Raw genomic sequence first — 18,413 nt, forward strand, 5'->3', positions numbered from 1 at the left:
ATCTATTCCTCCCCTGCTAATTCTCCAAAAGTGATAGGCCGAACAGGAGGTCGATAAGATAATTGTTCTACTCCTTTGGAAGCGAGTGGATTCTTATTTCCCATCCAAAGATCCACTAAGTTTCTACAAACTCTCCCTTGACAAGCACCCATCGTAGCTCTTGTTTTCATCTTAATCTGACGAGAAGTGATTGCCCCAGTATGATAAGCATCTTCCAAATTTTCTACGGTTACTTCTTCACATCTGCACACAATAATGGAATTACTCATTGTCCCTCACCTCATCGCTCACCTGATCTGGGATTGTCCATTCTTTTACGACATCTGCCTCTATATTTCTTTGAACATGCTCTGCCATCCGTTTGCGTGCCAACTCAGGATTTCGCTCTTTGATAGCTTTAGCAATACCAATTAAGTCACTTGCTTGTCTTGTCCGCCATGCTACTTCATCTACTTTTTCCAACAATAAAGAGGTCTCATGAAATACGCCCTGAATCGCCATCATAATCGCAACGCGAATTTGATTTTGAGATGCTGATGCAACTTCTTCATGAAAAGCGATATCTAGTTCAATAAATTTTTCCCAAGGTTCTTCTGGTAAACTAGCAACTTCTTTTACTGCATTTGCTAGTTTGGTTAAAGTTTCTACTTGCTCAAACGTAGCTCGCTTTGCTGCTAAATATGCTGTTTCCGCTTCAAAGGTGCTTCGAAACTCTACTAATTCTCCTACTGTAGCACCCCGAAATCGCAACAATGCCTCCAATGCTTTGCCAACCTGATCCGCTTTTGGCTCTGTTATGAAAATACCACCGTACACTCCTCTTCGTACTTCTACTATTCCTGTCGCTTCTAACGAGCGAATAGCTTCCCGAACAGTTGGTCTACTCACGTTAAACAAAGTACCTAATTCTCTTTCATTTGGCAGTCGATCTCCCACTTTTAAATGACCTTGCAAAATCGCCTCTTTGATCTGGACCGCAATGTCCTCAAAACCTCGAACCGGGCTTACTTCCGTAAAAATTTTCCCTAGAGAATCCCTGTTTGAATCCGCTTTCATTTTATTCACCTCTTTACAATTAACAGAAACAAACGGTATCTAAAAAACAAATATATTGTAAAAGATTAAAATCTTTAATCATATAAAGGTATTACCTTTTATTTGTAAGCTGAGTATAGCAAAAAGGATTTTATTTGACAAGATTATATTTAAATTTAGAAATGATATTCAAAATGCACCTATAAAGACAAATGCAAAAGCCCATAGCATTTACGCTATAGGCTTTACTCCCTTGATCGGATCACCATTTCATACTCAAACTGTTCATTTTCAAATAATATAGCATTCCATCAAAATGGAAAAAGACTATCTGTTGATAGTCTTATCTATGTTGTCACCTATAATATTCGGCGGGCGGATCAGTATTCGTTCTACTGACCGCCCAGACTCCTACGACCTGGGTTCGGGAGCCACGATCTCGCGGAAGTCCTCCACATCCTTAGCATTGGTGAGCGGAATCTGCTTCCACAGATCGAGCAGCTCATTCCAGAGCCGCTGACGGGTGTTGTAGGCCTTCTTGCTCAGATGCCGTCGATGCGCCACAACGTGCAGGAAGTCCTTACTCAGCATCCATGTCGGGAAATTGATGCGAGCGCCCTTCCTTCCGTACAGCTTCGGAAGAAAGTAGAGAGCTCCGAATACGAAGCACCCGATCATTCCCTCGAGTTGTTCGACGTGCGCCGTGTTGCGCCCGACAGAAGCGAATTCTTTCAGGCCTGTCTTGATGGCAGCGAGCTTCCGAAGGAGCTCGAAGCTGGGGAGCTGGTTGGGCTCCTTGGACTCGAGTTGCTGCGTCACGATCTGAATGAACGCGACGCAGTCTTCAGAAGGATCGTTGTGCTCTTCGATGTGTTGGAGGCCAGCGAACAGCTGCTCACGCGAGATGTCCGCTCCGAGAAGGTTCACCAGGTTGCGCACAGCGCCTCCCGGGCTATGATCCGTGTTCAGTTCGTAGGTAGTCGAGTTGTTGGACTCAGCCATCTCCATACCTTTCGGTAGAGTGGGTTTAGTAGGACTATATTTATACTATCAATTTTAATCAGAGTGATCAATCTATTTGAATTTTCATAACTAGATTTTCCCAAATGTTTTATATTATAAAAAAAGGAAGGAGCAGTTGCCTCTCATCTGCTGGATGCTGTTTCTAGACTATTTATAAGTCACAAGAGTCTTTTTTTTCGTTTGGGAAGGACTATTTTTCGTTTTAGCTTGATGGGTATGGGGTACCTCCAACATTTCGTAAAAATTGCAAAAGCCCATAGCATTCTCGCTATAGTCTTCCTGGTTTGTTTTTGATACATGTTTTCTCACTATGTTTTTTTCTATTGGTGAACCATTTTCCATTCATATCGGAATAACCACAAATCTGTATAACCTTTTCTGATTTTTCCTCTTTCACAAATAAATAAGATACCTCTTTTTCGTCTCTAAATTGAATATCTAATATGGCTTCATACCCACTGTTTTTAAGTGGATAATTAGAAGAAAAAATATTTATATCGGATTTTTTGTACCCTTTTTGTATCATCCATGCTATTATCTGACGATCACTGGGACAGTATTTTTCTCTGTGCTTTCCTTCTGGTCTTCCATTTAGCAACATTCCTTGAAAGAGTTTTTCCCTTCTGCTTGTTATCTGTTCACCACTTTGATCATAATAATCACAATCTTGTACTAGTTCATATGAAGCTCCATATTCCCTATATACATAACCAGCTTTTGGTTCATCTTTAAAAACCACAAATGTATAATATGATCCTTCCATCTTCCCTGTTTTTATCGTAGTAATATCTGACTCTTTGATACCCTTTTGCAGTAATAACAGTTTCACCTTATTAGTCTGTTTGTTTTTCATTTCTGTTTCTGGCTTCAAAAAAATTAAATAAAACAAACCAATAGCAACGACTACAAGAATGAGTAGTATACATAAAACCCATTTGATTATTTTCATTTGACTATTCCGCCTGTGTTTTTTTCTTGAAATTGTAATATCGCTTATGAATTCAATATTTATTCCACGAATGAAATACGATAATGGTTCGCTATCATATTATTCTGTAAAATAAATACACTCTTTTTTCTTTCTCATCCGCCAAGTCCTTCACTCAATGTTCTGATACATGTACCTAAGTCTTAAATTACTCTCTAACTTAGTGTATTAAGAAAAAGTTTGTATAACTTTTCTTTATCCATCTCATTACCCCATACCCTTTTAGGGTATTTTTACACTAATCGATTATTTTGTCAATTGATTTTCTACAAAATTGTGATGAAATGGAGACAAATATTTTTTCTAAATGATAAGAAAAAGGCGGAACTCTGCTAAGTGTTCCGCCTCTAAGCTATCTTAAAAAATCTTATCTATGTAATTTACTCAAAGAATTGCCTGATTCTTGAAATTTAGAGTTGCTTTTGTTGGCAAAGTCCAGATACAAAGTGCAGAAACAAGTGGAGGGAGATACGAGTGGAGACATCACGAAAATCAACAGAGGGATCAACACAAACCATATCCATCGCACTTACTTTGGACCAAGCTCCTAATGTTACGGCACTGGAAAATAATTGATCTGGTGTCAGCCCTTGTGGACCGATCGCTGGAACTCCTGGGACAAATGATTGATCCAATGCATCAATATCAAACGTCACATATACTTCGTCACATGGCTCCAAGCGCTTCATCGCCTCTGTCACTACACTATCTATTCCTCTTGTGTGAACTTGTTTGGATGATATCACGTGAATACCTTTCGCTTCTGCGTAGTTACGGTAAAGACGCGAGTTAGCAAAATTGCGAATGCCAATCGTTACGATATCTTCACCCTGAACAGTTCCCGATTCTACCAAATTGCGGATTGGTGTCCCATTGGAAGGGCCTCCATAATCGAGATCACGAACATCAAGATGAGCATCAAATTGAATGATCCCAATACGTTTTCCAGTAGCTGCTTTTCTCCCTTTGATGAGAGGAGCCGTAATAGAGTGATCCCCACCAATCGTAATCGGAAACGTTTGTGAAAATCGAGTGGATACTTCTTGCATCGTCTGTTCGATATTTCGATGACAAGTAGCAATATCGGTAACATGCATTGCTACATCCCCAAAATCAGCGGCGCGCAACATGGTGAAGTCAAGATCAAGGTCCCAATGATACGTAGTAAAATTGGGCCAAAGTTTACGAAATGTCATCGGATGAAGATGAGCTCCAGAAAAAGAAATCGAGCTTTTCGAAAGTGGAACACCTAACACACATAGATCATAAAGCGCATCATCTTGTGGCTTTTCGATCCACTCTGCAAGCGTTGTCACATAAGGATCGCTTTTTCCACCAGCAAATTGCCATGCTGCTGGATGCAAATGTTCAATTGGCTTCATTCATACTCTCCTTTCTTACGTATGAGTTAGAACTTTGTGCAAAAACGTTTTTGTGCGCTCTTGGGATGGATTTTGGAAGATTACATCTGGTTTATCTACTTCAATGATTTGCCCTTGATCCATCACGACGACACGATCAGCCATGTCTTTGGCAAATCCCATCTCGTGTGTCACAACAACCATCGTCATTCCTTCTCTGGCAAGCTCTTTCATTGCATCCAGCACTTCACCAATGAGCTCAGGATCGAGTGCCGATGTTGGTTCGTCGAACAACATGACATGTGGCTTCATTGCTAAAGCACGAGCAATCGCAACACGTTGTTTTTGTCCTCCAGATAATTGATCTGGATATGCATCCGCACGATCGGACAGGCCAACTTTTGCCAAGAGCGTACTTGCGGTTTCATTTGCTGTTTTTTTGTTCATTTTACCGAGTGTCAGTGGTGAAAGTGTAATGTTTTCCCGAACAGATAGATGCGGAAACAGGTTAAAATTTTGAAATACCATCCCGACTTTTTCTCGCATCTTGTTCAGTTGATTTTCAGGCATTTCTTTGTGTTTTCCATTTTGTTCGATCATCCCAATTGGTTGATTTTCAATGGAAATCTGCCCGCTTTGAATCGGTTCCAAATAATTCATACAACGTAACAAGGTACTTTTGCCAGAACCACTAGGCCCAATAATTACAACAACTTCCCCTTGTCCAATAGTTAGATTAATATCTTTGAGAACATGGTGTGAACCATAATATTTATCTAGATTTGTGATTTCAATCATGAGCGTACTCCTTCCACGTTTAATTTTCGTTCCAATAAGCGAATGAGCACCGAAATACCATAGTTGACAACAAAATAGAATACAGCGATCGTCAGATAGATCTCAAAATACTTGTAATTATCCGCAACAATGGTATTTGCTGCACGCATTAACTCTGCTACAGTAATAACAGATAGAAGCGAAGAGTTTTTGGTCAATGCAATAAATTCATTCGCAAGTGGAGGCAACATACGACGAATAGCTTGTGGCAAGATTACTTTAAACATCGTTTGCCAATGACTCAAACCAAGGGAACGTCCAGCTTCCATCTGTCCACGATCAATTGATTGAATTGCTCCCCGAACAATTTCTGATACATATGCGCCACTGTACATCCCTAAGCCTAAAACCCCTGCAAGTGAAGCGGTTAAATCAATATTTAAGCTAATTGCTAAACCATAATAGAGCAGCATGAGCTGAACCAATAAAGGGGTTCCACGAAACCAAGCTAAATAAGTAGCACATAAACTAGAAATCCATTTGTATTTGGACATGCTTCCAAGGCCAATGACAAGACCAATGAAACAACTGAGAATGAGGGCTAAAAACGTCATTCGGATCGTAACCCACAAGCCTTGAAGTAGCAGCGGTAAGTTTTCATCTTGCAGCAAAATACCAAAATCTAATGTCATATTCGGACCATCCTTTCATTAAAACAGAGAGGTTAGCCTCTCTGCTTATTCACTCTCCAAACCATTTTTTAACGATTTTGTCGTATTCTCCGTTATCTTTTAAACGCTTGAGTGCTGCGTTAAATTCTTTGTTTAGCGCTTCATCTTCTTTGCGTGTTCCTATGGCATACTCTTCTTTTGTGAGCTCTTGGTCTAATACTTTTACGCCGCCTTTTTCTTTTGCATATACTTTTGCGGCTGGACGACCAGTAACAACAGCTTCTACACGGTTACTTTCTAACTCAAGGAACATATCGGAGTTCTTTTCTACTTCTTTCACTTTTACATCTGGATGATTTTCTTTGAGGAACTTCACAGATTTGGTTCCGATTTGCACTGATACTTCTTTCCCTTTTAGATCGTCAATACTTTTCACGGTGTTGTTATCTTCTTTTACCATGATGGATAGTCCACCTGGATAATACGTATCAGAGAAACCTATCACTTTTGCTCTCTCATCCGTTTTGTATATGCCTGACATAATCGCATCAAATTTCTTTGCTTGTAAACCCGGAATCAAGCCTTTGAATTCGGTATCCACAAACTGTACTTTTTCTACTCCCATTTCTTTCGCAATCGCACGAATCATATCAATATCAAAGCCATCGTACTCTTTTTTATCGTTTTTAAACTCAAAAGGTGGAAAAGTGGGATCTGTACCCACAACGAGAACTTTATTTTTCTTCACTTTATCTAGCGTGGATTCACTTTCTGCGCTACAACCTACAACAGCAAAAACAAGCAATAAAGAAATAAGAGTCAGTACTATTTTTTTCATTCTATTCCCTCCTAGTGGTTGTCACCTATATAAGGAGCAAGAAGTGTGCCAAAAGAAAAAACCCTTTATGTAAGGGTTTTCGTTCTAAAAAAAGCGGCAGATTTTGCCGGCCGGCTATTTTTGCCTACTCCGTTGTTACATATTTTTTTAGTTTATCACGCAAATTCCGTTCGCTTATACCAATGATTTGCGCTGTTTTTCGTCGATTCCCATTCATTGCAGATAAATTATATTGGATTACTTTTCGTTCTACTTGTTCCATCTTTTCCCCTACATAAATCGGAATCAAGGTATGATCTGGAAAAACTTGTTGCTGATTGGTCATCTCTTCAGGAAGATCTGCCACTTGTATAATGGATGAATAAGTTAATGCAATTGCACGCTCCATTATATTTTGCAACTCACGCACGTTCCCAGGAAAAGAGTAATCCAACAAAACTTGAAGTGCTTCTTGTGAAATCCCCTCTACCGGTTTGCCCATGCGTTGGCTTAATTTATGGAGAAAAAATTCCACCAAAAGAGGAATATCTTCTTTTCTCTCTCGTAACGAAGGTAGATGAATCGGAATGACATTTAATCGATAGAACAAGTCTTGGCGGAAATGTTTATCTTGCACATCTTTCAATAAATCACGATTGGTTGCAGCAATCAAACGAAAGTCTACTTCTTTCTCCTCTGTTCCCCCTACAGGAGTAATCTTACGTTCTTGAATAACACGAAGTAATTTCCCTTGCAAGGTTAATTCCATTTCTCCTATTTCATCTAAAAATACCGTTCCTTTATCTGCTATGGAAAGCAAACCTAGTTTTTTATCCACAGCACCTGTAAAAGAACCCCTTTCATGCCCAAATAATTCCGATTCCAGTAGATTTTCAGGTATAGCAGCACAATTGATGGTTTGAAAACGCTTTTGATGCCGTTGGCTTTGATAATGGATAATCTTGGCGACCAATTCTTTTCCTGTGCCACTCTCGCCTGTAATTAAAACATTGGAATCGACAGAACGAATTTTATCCAACATCCGAAACACTTCTTGCATTTTCGGGCTTTTTCCAATAAAACCATGTTCGTTATGTGCTTTTTCTAATGCTTCACTCAACCATTGTACTTTGGAAGAAAGGTGGTAATATTCATCTGCTCGATCCAATAAAACCATTAACTCCTCTAAGTGAATCGGCTTTGTCACATAAGAGAAAGCTCCTTTATGCATCGCTTCGACAGAAGAAGGGATACTGCCGTATGCAGTAATCATGATGACAATCGTATTTGGTGAAATGCGTTTGATTGACTGCAATATATCAAGCCCACTGTGTTTACCCATTTTCAAATCCAACAAAACGATGGAGATATCTATCCGTTTAAAAAGGGGTAGAGCTTGCTCGGGATCTGTGAATGTATAAACTTGATAACGATCTTCTAGTGCAAATTTTAGTGATTGACAGATTGCAACTTCATCATCAATGATCATGACTGGATACATCGGTCTCATCCTTTGTTGTAGAAGTATTTGGGAATTGTAAGAAAAAAATAGTACATTCATGAAGCTGACTTTTCACTTGAATCGAGCCGTGATTTTCCTGAATCAATTGATAAGAATTCGCCAGACCCAGTCCTATACCGTCATTTTTCTTTGTATAAAAAGGTTCAAAGATTCGATCCAAGTCTGCTTCTTCCATTCCACATCCATTATCTTCTATCTCAATCAACACCTGTGAACCACCGTTTTTTCCACGAATAGTCAGTTCTCCTTTGACATCAAGCGCATCTATTGCATTGAGGATAATATTTAGCAAAATTTGTTGCACTTGTTGACGGTCAGCAAATATAAAACAATCCGTCGAAATCTCTTGTTTTATGGATAGCTCTTTTTGTGTGAGGTTTTGATTGAGTAAAATAAAAATGCTTTCCACAAGTGTCGCTAGTGGAAATGATGTAGGTGTAGATTTACGGGGATGTGCATAATTTAGCAAATCATCGACCAAATCATTTAGCCTTGTAATTTCTTCTGTAATCTGTTCTGAAAAGAGGCGGCAAAACTCTTTGTTATCCATTTTTTTGGGTAATAATTGTGCATACGTCAGAATAGATGTGAGCGGATTCCGGATTTCATGCGCTATACCGAGCATGAGTTGTCCCAATGCACGCAACCGATTGCTTTCGGCCATCTGTTTTTCCCATTCTTTGCGCCTTGTAATATCAGAAAAATTGAGAATCACACCAATACTCTCTCCCTCTTGGTTTTTATGAGGAAAAAGACTGTAAGACAAAATACGTTTCTCATCTGCTCTTCGCCATGTAACTTCTTGTTGCAAGTAAACTACAGTATGATCAAAAGTTTGTTTGATTTGTTTAGCTGGAATAAACTCCACGATTGGAGAGTCTCTAAAAGATTTACCTGCCATATCACCTGAGAAATACAACATTTCTTGTGCCTTTTGATTGTACATGGCGATTTTCCCATTTTGATCCAATGTAACAAAGCAACTATAGGCACTATCTAATAACTGTTGCTGAAAATATAGATTTTCTTGTAATAAACGCATTTTTTCCTGTAATTGTTTATTTATTTGCTCAATCTCCAATGTCCGCTTGCTTACCTCACGTTTTAACTGACGATTCCACCACAGAATGCCAATAAACAAAACAGCAGCTACCAAAACAGCTATTTTCAACCAAAACATCCATTTTTCAAAATAGGTAGACCAAGGTAAGATGGGTTCTCCAAACCACTTTCGTTCTATCTTTTCATAAGTCCCATCTTTTTTTATTTCCTCGATGCTTTCATTAATAGTAGTAAGTAATTTCTTGTTTTTCGGCAACACAACCATGCCGTACGCCTCTGGATGCAATGGTCCTCCTACGATTTTGATATTCTCCTGTTTATCCATGACTTGAACAAAATATTGTCCCGTTATCCGATTTCCAACAAAAGCATCTACTTTTCCAGTAGAAAGTAAGGTGATAGCTTCTTGTTGGCTTCCTACCTCGACTAATGTTATGCCCTGATCTTTTTTTAGCAATTCATTTGCAATATCACCTTTTTGCACTACTACTCGTGTCTTTTTTAAATCTTCCAATTCACGAATATGAACATTATCTTTGCGTACAAATATGGCTTGGACACTAGTAAAATAAGGCTTGGAAAAATCATATACTTTATCCCGTTCCGAACTATATTTCATTCCTTGGATTGCGTCTACTTTTCCATCATGTAATGCTTGGATTGCTTGATTCCAAGGCAGGGGGACAAATTCAAACTTGATGCCTGTTTCAATTGAAATAGCGTTCATCATATCGACATTAAAACCAGAATAAACCCCTGCACTACTCATGTATTCAAAAGGAGGAAAATTGCGATCACCTGCGATACGAATTGTTTTTTCGCCCTTACTTTCTGCAATCGTTGGCTGTACTACTAAAATCATCAAAAACGCAAGGAACAATAAGGCAATTCGTCTACTCATCTCACTCCGCTCCCAACCTATACTGGCAACAAACTTCTATTATATAAAATTAACATAAAACTATATGTCGAAATAGACACATCTCTATGCCCGCTTCTTCCATATTAAGTAATATTTTATAACTAAATGTTATCTCGCTAAATACGCGTAATATTTATTTGTAATTTTTATGATAGAATATATATCTAGCATAATCAATATACAATAGGAGTGATACCATGAACATACATTCTGGTTTTCAGTTAACCCAACAACAAACAACCAAGTTAATGATCACTCCTGAAATGAAACAAGCTATTAAAATTTTACAATCTTCAAGGGAAGAATTAAGTAGTTATGTTCAGGAACAACTAATGGAAAATCCAATGCTGGAAGAAGATAAATGGACAGAAGAAAGAGATCACACAGTAAACGGTATAAACCATTTGAATAGTGCAGATCGAGGTTTGGATTCCTATCCATCAAAGGAACAAGAAGGGCTGTGGGAGTTCGCTGCTCCCCATCAAAAGAGCTTAGTGGTGTACTTAGAAGAACAACTGGCTTTCCTATCAATGGAAGCAAAACAAAAACAGATCTGCCTTTTTTTAATCGGAAATTTAAATGAGTACGGATTTTTGGATTTGGATCATTCCTCGTTTTCCATTGACGAACAACAATTCGAAACATGTTTGTCTATCATCCAATCACTCGAACCAGTGGGTGTCGGTGCAAGAACGTTAGCAGAATGTCTAGAAATACAATTACGACATCAACATAAGCCAAATAAACTGGCTATACAAATCGCAAGGCAATATCTACCTGAAGTAGCAGATGGGAAATGGAAAAAGATCGCATCTGAGTTGGCAATTGACGTAAGGATGGTTCAACAAGCCGTCGATCGGATCAAACAATGCAACCCTCGTCCATGTGCCAATTATTTCACTGCACCACTACCCTATGTTTACCCAGATGTTACGATCGAAAAGCTCAATGGAACGTTTCAAATCATATTAAATGAAGATGCTTATTCACGGATTCGGCTCCATTCCAATTATCAAGAAATGATGAAGCAAACGCATCTAGGACAAGATGTACAACACTACTTAAAAGATCGATATCACTCTGCACAATGGTTAATAAAAAGCATAAACCAACGAAATCACACCATTTATGAAGTGACCAAAATCATACTGATTAGACAAATGGACTTTTTTGAGCATGGTATTTCTCATTTGAAACCGCTTATGCTTCATCAAATAGCGAAAGATCTTCATTTGCATGAATCCACCATTAGCCGGACAACCCAAAACAAATACATGCAGACTGCCCATGGACTTTTTCCATTTCGTTACTTTTTTCCATCCGGTCTAAATCAAGAAATCACTTCCAATTTAGTGAAGGACAAACTCCAACAAATGATTGAACAAGAATCCAAACATACTCCTTTGTCTGATCAAAAATTAGCAGATCTGCTGAAAAAAATGGGAATCCCGATCTCCCGCAGAACGGTTACAAAATATCGCGAACAGATGGGCATTGCTTCCTCTGCATCACGTAAGCGCTATGTAGTTTAGTAGTAAAATCCGCGACAAGGGGACGGTTCTTTTGTCGCACTTCAAAAAAAATAGGCAACTCCCAACACAAGGGAGTCACCTTGATTAATCTTTTTTAAAAGCATGTAAGATTGCCCTTACCATTCCACCAAGGAACTTAGGAAGTTTTAGCGTATAAAAGCGCAACCGAGTTCCCTCCTTCTTCATCGGTACATTTCCTGTTTCTCATCCTATATATATTCTACCCATGGGTATTTGTACCTAGAACGAAGAACAAAATTTACCTAGCATGATCTTTGCTTTCGATGATCAATCCAATTCCCTTTTGTGCAGAGATCATTGCTATTTCTTCGGATTTTTCGTTACTTATACCAAGCGAATCCCCTCTAACTAAATTTTTTTCTTTCAAAGGATATGCCAATCCAAATGTGGATACTTTTTCTAAATATTTGCTTATAGGTATGATCGAAACATAATCAAAATTATGATTTGAAGATAAATGTACATTACCCGGTCCAGACAGCAATTGAATTCGATTTGTCTCATCTTGTAAATATCCTTTTACTTGATGTGTATGTAACCATTCCAAAAGGCTGATATTTGCAAGCGTGTGATCCATTCTTCCGCCTCCAAAAGCTCCAAAGAGATGGATTTCTTTTGGATTATATTCAAGCGCATGTTCCAATGCTGCATGTGTATCTGTTACATCTTTCATTGTAGCAAGGGGAATGATTTCTATCCCTAATGATTTCCATTTCTTCCATTTTTCTTTCCCCGTTGTATCAAAATCACCAATCGCTATTTGAGGCGTAATTCCTGCATCTAGTAGGGAAACGACACCCTGATCTGCTCCGATAATCATATCTTCAGCATCAATGTTAGCTTGTAAAAAGTCACTCTTAACAGCCCCACCAGCAACAACGATCACACGCTTATCATACTTATCATTCATTCGGAATGAAATAACTTTGGAGCAGTATATAAAAGTACGATCACAACAATGATCGATATGATAATTTCTGGCAAGATATAGCTGGCATTATATACAAGCGAATAAACGTACACAGACTGACCTTTGGGAGCGTATTCGGCAAAAAAAATAACTCCAGATAAAAAATGCGAAAATAGACGTAAGACACCTGCAACAAATAACCCCATGACGACTTTTATAATCTGACTGCTTGGTTTATTCACATCTTTCAACGACACCCAACCAGCAACACCTAGTAGAGCAAATGCTAATGGATAGTCCAAGATAACTTGAATCGGATGAGCATAAAATGCACCCGGTAAGATCAATAGTATAAGACCTGTGATCAATCCAGCAGTAATGGCAGGAACGATTCCTCTGCGAAAAGCTAAAATCGCGATAGGAACCATTGTTAAAGTAACCGATCCACCATTTGGCCAAAGTTGAAAAGGAGTAAACAAATTTAAAACAATGGCGAGTGCTGCAATAATTGCTGTTTCCACTAATGTGATGACTTTGCTTCTTTGATTCAAAACTTCTCCTCCTTAAACCTTCATCTTTACTTCGAGAATAATTCCCTATCATTTTATCAAAATATTCACCTGGAAACGAAAATACTTTTTTAGGCTAACATTCATACAAAAAATTTATATTCATACAGTACAAGGATATCCATTCATCGCATCACTAAGTCTTTGCTACCTACACAAAGTGGTGAACACGCTTGCTAAAAAATTTTCTACGCAACATGTATTTAATGGCTTTGATCGTACTAATGGAATTTTCTCCTATCAAGCAGCAAATTCTATTCATATAATTTAACAATATCCAGAAGTATATTTAAATAAATTACCTAAATAGATAAAATAGATTTAAAGATTTACATCTAAATCTCCAAGGAGGAGAAAAAATTTGATTTCAACCTATGATGTGATTATCATTGGTAGCGGTTCAATGGGAATGGCAGCAGGATATTATCTTGCAAACCACCAAATCCAGACACTACTTATTGATTCTTTTGATCCCCCGCATTCATTCGGCAGCCACCATGGAGACACTCGGTTATACCGATATACGTATGATGATCCTACCTATATCCCTTTAGCACTTCGAGCAAAGGAATTGTGGGATGAACTGGAAGAAGAGAGTGGACAATCCCTTTTCTTACCCACTGGAGTACTGTCCATAGGTCCTCCTGATCATTCGTCTCTTGTAAAAAAACAATCAAATGTGAATTCATTTGGATTGTCAGTCGAAAATCTAACCAAGCAAGAGATTCAATCTCGTTGGCCAGGTTTTCAAATACCAGATGAATTTATTGGCCTCTATGAAGGAAATGCAGGCATACTATTTAGCGAAACATGTATCCAAACATACCGCAACTTGGCTGTCAAAAAAGGCGCAAAATTGCAAACAAATACCCCAGTATCCGAAATTATCTGCAATCAAGACCAAGTTACAGTAAAAACGGTTCATGGTGACACGTTTTATGCAAATAAATTGATCGTGAGTGCAGGAGCTTGGAACGCGAAATTGCTTTCTAACCTTTCGCTCCCTTTGCACCCTATACGTAAAACTGTATCTTGGTTTCCTGCCAAAGAAAGTTTTTATAATTTCTCTAAATTCCCAGGGTTCATCCTTTTTGGGCATAATGAAAACTACTATGGATTCCCTAGTATTCATGAAAGTGGGATCAAAATTGGTAATCATCTCGGAGGAACATCAATTGATCCTGATCATATAAATCGTGATTATGTACATCACACCGAAGAGGAAAAAGATCTTCAAAACATCATTCAAACGTATTTTCCACATGCGACTCCTACTTGTACCCGCGGCAGTGTCTGCATGTATACGATGACACCAGATGAACACTTTATTCTCGATGAACATCCACAGTATTCAAATGTATGGATAGCAGCAGGATTTTCTGGTCATGGTTACAAATTTGCCAGTGCAATCGGGGAAATTTTGTCTCAGTGGGCACAAGGACAAACCTCTGACTATGATCTATCCTTATTTTCCTTAGATCGATTCCATTGAACTATTCAAAAAGGAACCAGGAGGAACAGAGTTAATCCCAACCATAACTACAGGAGTGGTTATCATTTTAGTCTTATTTGTAATTATGCTAAAAGTATAATAAATAACCCCCTCTGTTCACATTAGAGTTTTGTAACAAAGAAATGATATTCATCTAATGTCTTATACCAAGGGAAAATGGTATTTCATTTGGTTGATAAAATAATAAAAAGTGTGATTTATTATTTGCAGCACCTCTCTAGTATTAGAGAGGTGCTTTTGTTTATGAATCTACCAGTTTGTCTTTATCCTTCGGAATCCATCCACGACCATAAAATCGCAGAATGGCGAAGATACAGAGAATGGACCAGTATCCCATTTCGATAAAGTACAAACTCTGGTAGGTCCATTGGTTTGCAATTGCGATCCACACACTTGTGCAGTAACAAATGGTACTGAAGAAACTAGTCAACATCAGCCACTTGTTGTACGTAACCCCGTTGAGGGCCTGCTTCGCACACATATATATGCCCCAAATGCTGTCCATGATGACCAGCATCATAAGCATCCAGTAGCTCATATGTGTGATGTGTGATTCCTGTGTAAAGAGTTGGATGATCCACTTGCCTGTCAGAAGTTCCAGTGTCAGCAGGAGCCCACATACCCCAGACATCACACCGATCGCCCAATTGCAATAGCGCAGGGAATTTTTATAGTTTTTCATCCCATATTGCTCTCCTACCAAGGGGATCAATGCACTGGAAAATCCAACGATCCAAGCGATGGCGATAGCGTTTTTAATTTGCCACGCGATGCGATTGGCAGCAAAGGCATCTTCACCTCCAAGCTTCAACAAAGCAAAATTGAAGGTATTGGTGACGAACCATCCAGCCAAAAGGGATGCTGCGTTTGGTAGCGATTGCTGAATAATTTTTTTCTGTAGTGTCCAGTCGACTTTCACGATGAAGCCAACATGGGGAAACACTTTTTTCAGCATCTTTCGCCACATATAAACAGCACCAAATCCGGTGGAAATTACTGTTGCCCAAGCTGCTCCTCTAACACCTTGATGTAGGAGGAAGATAAAGAGATAGTCGAGTGGCAGATGAATGAGATTCATTCGCCATCCAGCTTGAAAAACAGCCCTGCTATCTTGAACGCCTCTGAGGATAGCTCCTGTTGTCTGCATGAGCAAAGATAGAACAGAGCAACCTCCTACAACGCGGAGATAGGTAGATGCTTCTGCGGATGTCTGGGCATCTACACTGAAGAAGGAGACCATCTCATGTGCAAAGCAGATGATTGCAATTCCGCCAAGCAGACCGAGAACTGTGGTTAGGATCAAACCTTGAACAGCAACAAGTCTGATCTGGTCATCCTGATTCTCCAATGGCTTGTTTAGAAGCTTTTCACCACCTTTACTTTGAGCCACAAAAGCAGAGGTGGAGTTGGATACGGAAAATGCTACAGTTCCTATCGTTGCTAGGATAGTAGCACCGATTCCTACGGCACTTACAGCTACTAGGTTGATTTTTGCGACGAACAGAGCGTCAACGAGATTGAGACTCAATTGACACATCTGTGTGAGAACGTTAGGCCACGCTTGTTTGAAAAGATTCCGTAGATATGGAGTAGACATTGGAACTCCTGTGTAGTAGTGCGGTGGATAGAAAAATTATACCATTTAATTTATTGAATATTATTAACCATCAAAAGTTTAATTTTCTATGCATCAGGTCAAAAACCTTGTAACCACATTCGTATTATATTCAAAACATTAAGTTATTTTATCTTTTTAGATTGACCGAAAATACCACAATTGCCATGAGTAAAGCTGCCAATGCAATACTAAATTCCAACCAACTCAGGCTTGAAACGGAGAAATGACTTACGACAAGACCTATTCGATACAAACATTTATTCCCTTCCTTCTTAGAAAAAAAGATACGTATGTTTTCAAGATGACCCTTACCATTGGCCGATTCATTCCCCACTTTCGCTTTGCTTAGAAGTGGGCACCTTCTCGGCTTAATATGGTAAAAATCAGATGTGATCTAAAGGGAATAAATTCGCCTCTCTTGATTCATTTTCATAAAGAAATAAAAGTACTGAAAAAACAAAAGAACGTATAGGGTAAATTTACCTCATACGCTCTTTTTCATATCAATCCTATTCGATTATTTTGTATGTCTGTAATCATTTCGAATCGCTTCTATCGCGAGTTTACGATCCTTTTGTCCAAATACTGCCGATCCTGAAACCAGTACCGTCGCTCCATGTTCCACAACTTCTTTTGCTGTTCCGGGTGCAATTCCACCATCCACTTCGATTTCAAGAGTAAGTCCTTTTTTATTTATCGCATTACGTAATTCCGATATTTTAGTAAGAACATTGCCTATAAAAGATTGCCCACCAAAACCAGGATTCACGGTCATAAGCAAAACAAGATCCACATCAGGCAAAATAGGTTCGATCAAGGAAAGCGGTGTTGCTGGATTGATTGCTACTCCAGCCTTAACGCCTTGATCTTTGATGTGATGGATCGTTCGATGCAAGTGAGGACAAGCTTCTTGATGCACGGTAATATAATCTGCACCGCTTTTTGCAAATGCATCAATATAGTTATCCGGTTGTTCGATCATAAGATGAACATCAAAAGGTAGAGCAGTATGAGTACGAATAGCTTCCACTAAGATAGGTCCAAAGGTGAGATTCGGTACAAAATGACCATCCATCACATCAATATGTAACCAGTCCGCTCCCGATTGCTCAATTTCTTGTACTTCTTCTTTTAACCTAGAAAAATCGGCAGAAAGGAGAGATGGAGCAATTTTAACCATGTTGTTAATACCTTCTTTCTTGCTGAATTTCGCTTAAAAAAAGCAGATAATGTTCATATCTTTTTTCGTTTAGTTCTCCAGCTTTTACTCCTTCTTTTACTGCACAACCCGGTTCATTTTGATGATAACAGCCCCGAAAACGACAGGATTCTAAATAAGTATGGTATTCAGGAAAAGCATAAGTCAATTCCTCTGCTGTCATACCTTGAAGCCCCAATTGGCTAAATCCCGGGGTATCTGCGATTTGTCCACCATCTTTTAAGGGCAATAACTCTACCTGTCTCGTGGTGTGACGACCTCGACCAATTTTTTCACTAACAGCACCAACCTGCTGATTACTATCAGGAAGAATATGATTGAGTAAAGATGATTTCCCAACACCTGATAGACCTGCAAATACCGTTGTTTCGCCTTTTAACATTTCCAGTAACTCATCTATGCCTTCTCCCGTACGAATACTTGTAGTAACAATCGGATAATCAGCTTTACTGTACATTTCCTTAATCATTTCGATATCTTCTAATTGTTCTACCAAATCTTTCTTGGTTAAACATATCACAATTCGTAGTTTTTCTTTTTCCGCATGCACCAAAAAACGATCTAAGGGCAAGGATTGAAACTTTGGTTCTCGCAGTGCACAAACGACAACCGCTTGTTCCACATTGGCTATAGGCGGACGAAGCAGTTCAGTAGAGCGGGGCTGGACGGAAGTAACAACTCCCTGATCCAACCCCGTACTCTCCCAAGTGACTAAGTCACCAACCAATGGTTTTATTTTCTTCTTTTCAAATTTAAATATGCCGCGGGCACGACACTGTATAACTTCCCTATCATCCGATTTCACATAAAAAAACCCACTGATTGCTTTGATGATCTGCCCACTTGGCATCCA

At 38.9% G+C, this 18,413-nt stretch carries 19 protein-coding genes; 2 read left to right on the forward strand and 17 right to left on the reverse strand.

Annotated features, from left to right (window positions below; all coding sequences use genetic code 11):
* Positions 1-2: 2 nt before the first annotated feature.
* From A3GQ_RS0110395 to A3GQ_RS24065, 10 genes are all read right to left on the reverse strand, one after another.
* Positions 3-269 (reverse strand): (2Fe-2S)-binding protein, encoded by a 267-nt coding sequence (locus tag A3GQ_RS0110395; protein ID WP_028776994.1) that lies wholly within the window; start codon positions 267-269, stop codon positions 3-5.
* A complete protein-coding gene (locus A3GQ_RS25665; protein WP_051271583.1) occupies positions 262-1,056 on the reverse strand; it encodes a FadR/GntR family transcriptional regulator in 795 nt (264 codons plus the stop codon). The genes A3GQ_RS0110395 and A3GQ_RS25665 overlap by 8 nt, the downstream gene beginning before the upstream one ends.
* A 390-nt stretch (positions 1,057-1,446) precedes the next feature.
* Positions 1,447-2,037, reverse strand: coding sequence for a hypothetical protein (locus tag A3GQ_RS0110405; RefSeq protein WP_156877655.1), 591 nt, complete (start codon positions 2,035-2,037; stop codon positions 1,447-1,449).
* Between the two features lie 289 nt (positions 2,038-2,326).
* Positions 2,327-3,007, reverse strand: a complete 681-nt coding sequence (locus tag A3GQ_RS0110410) for a DUF3139 domain-containing protein (RefSeq protein WP_028776996.1) — start codon at positions 3,005-3,007, stop codon at positions 2,327-2,329.
* A 449-nt stretch (positions 3,008-3,456) separates the two neighbouring features.
* Complete coding sequence (locus A3GQ_RS0110415; RefSeq protein WP_028776997.1) at positions 3,457-4,428, reverse strand: agmatinase family protein; 972 nt, start codon at positions 4,426-4,428, stop codon at positions 3,457-3,459.
* Between the two features lie 15 nt (positions 4,429-4,443).
* Entirely contained in the window at positions 4,444-5,205 is a 762-nt protein-coding gene (locus A3GQ_RS0110420; RefSeq protein ID WP_028776998.1) for an amino acid ABC transporter ATP-binding protein, read from the reverse strand.
* Complete coding sequence (locus A3GQ_RS0110425) at positions 5,202-5,876, reverse strand: amino acid ABC transporter permease (RefSeq protein ID WP_028776999.1); 675 nt, start codon at positions 5,874-5,876, stop codon at positions 5,202-5,204. Before A3GQ_RS0110425 ends, A3GQ_RS0110420 begins: the two co-directional genes overlap by 4 nt.
* Before the next feature lie 49 nt (positions 5,877-5,925).
* Positions 5,926-6,693 (reverse strand): transporter substrate-binding domain-containing protein, encoded by a 768-nt coding sequence (locus A3GQ_RS0110430; RefSeq protein ID WP_028777000.1) that lies wholly within the window; start codon positions 6,691-6,693, stop codon positions 5,926-5,928.
* Positions 6,694-6,817: 124 nt separating this feature from the next.
* Positions 6,818-8,173 carry a sigma-54-dependent transcriptional regulator gene (locus A3GQ_RS0110435; protein WP_028777001.1) on the reverse strand — a complete coding sequence of 452 codons (1,356 nt, stop codon included), beginning with the start codon at positions 8,171-8,173 and terminating at the stop codon, positions 6,818-6,820.
* The gene (locus tag A3GQ_RS24065) at positions 8,151-10,157 is read right to left on the reverse strand and encodes a transporter substrate-binding domain-containing protein (RefSeq protein WP_083964186.1); all 2,007 of its coding nucleotides are present in this window, start codon (positions 10,155-10,157) and stop codon (positions 8,151-8,153) included. The genes A3GQ_RS0110435 and A3GQ_RS24065 overlap by 23 nt, the downstream gene beginning before the upstream one ends.
* Before the next feature lie 218 nt (positions 10,158-10,375).
* On the opposite strand from A3GQ_RS24065, the gene rpoN reads away from it, so the two are divergent.
* On the forward strand, positions 10,376-11,710 hold the full coding sequence (gene rpoN, locus A3GQ_RS0110445; RefSeq protein WP_028777002.1) for an RNA polymerase factor sigma-54: 1,335 nt from the start codon (positions 10,376-10,378) through the stop codon (positions 11,708-11,710).
* A gap of 84 nt (positions 11,711-11,794) precedes the next feature.
* Here rpoN and spoVM read toward each other — a convergent pair whose 3' ends face one another.
* From spoVM to thiT, 3 genes are all read right to left on the reverse strand, one after another.
* Entirely contained in the window at positions 11,795-11,875 is an 81-nt protein-coding gene (spoVM, locus tag A3GQ_RS24070; RefSeq protein WP_037464635.1) for a stage V sporulation protein SpoVM, read from the reverse strand.
* 94 nt (positions 11,876-11,969) lie between these two features.
* Complete coding sequence (locus A3GQ_RS0110455) at positions 11,970-12,641, reverse strand: thiamine diphosphokinase (protein ID WP_028777003.1); 672 nt, start codon at positions 12,639-12,641, stop codon at positions 11,970-11,972.
* Positions 12,638-13,192: an energy-coupled thiamine transporter ThiT gene (gene thiT, locus A3GQ_RS0110460; protein WP_028777004.1), complete on the reverse strand. Its 555-nt coding sequence runs from the start codon at positions 13,190-13,192 to the stop codon at positions 12,638-12,640. Before thiT ends, A3GQ_RS0110455 begins: the two co-directional genes overlap by 4 nt.
* A 379-nt stretch (positions 13,193-13,571) precedes the next feature.
* Here thiT and solA point away from each other — a divergent pair, with 379 nt between their 5' ends.
* The gene (gene solA / locus A3GQ_RS0110465; RefSeq protein WP_028777005.1) at positions 13,572-14,702 is read left to right on the forward strand and encodes an N-methyl-L-tryptophan oxidase; all 1,131 of its coding nucleotides are present in this window, start codon (positions 13,572-13,574) and stop codon (positions 14,700-14,702) included.
* Positions 14,703-14,964: 262 nt separating this feature from the next.
* On the opposite strand, the gene A3GQ_RS0110470 is transcribed toward solA, so the two are convergent.
* The 4 genes from A3GQ_RS0110470 to rsgA all read right to left on the reverse strand — a co-directional run bounded on the left by A3GQ_RS0110470 (position 14,965) and on the right by rsgA (position 18,410).
* Positions 14,965-16,320, reverse strand: coding sequence for an MATE family efflux transporter (locus A3GQ_RS0110470; RefSeq protein WP_028777006.1), 1,356 nt, complete (start codon positions 16,318-16,320; stop codon positions 14,965-14,967).
* Between the two features lie 148 nt (positions 16,321-16,468).
* Positions 16,469-16,594 (reverse strand): hypothetical protein, encoded by a 126-nt coding sequence (locus A3GQ_RS28220; protein WP_281170820.1) that lies wholly within the window; start codon positions 16,592-16,594, stop codon positions 16,469-16,471.
* 264 nt (positions 16,595-16,858) lie between these two features.
* Complete coding sequence (rpe, locus tag A3GQ_RS0110475) at positions 16,859-17,521, reverse strand: ribulose-phosphate 3-epimerase (RefSeq protein WP_028777007.1); 663 nt, start codon at positions 17,519-17,521, stop codon at positions 16,859-16,861.
* A 4-nt stretch (positions 17,522-17,525) separates the two neighbouring features.
* Complete coding sequence (rsgA, locus tag A3GQ_RS0110480) at positions 17,526-18,410, reverse strand: ribosome small subunit-dependent GTPase A (RefSeq protein WP_028777008.1); 885 nt, start codon at positions 18,408-18,410, stop codon at positions 17,526-17,528.
* Positions 18,411-18,413 lie beyond the last annotated feature (3 nt).

Origin of the sequence: Shimazuella kribbensis DSM 45090 (assembly GCF_000428065.1) — a bacterium.
In the GTDB taxonomy this organism is placed as follows: Bacteria; Bacillota; Bacilli; order Thermoactinomycetales; family Thermoactinomycetaceae; genus Shimazuella; species Shimazuella kribbensis.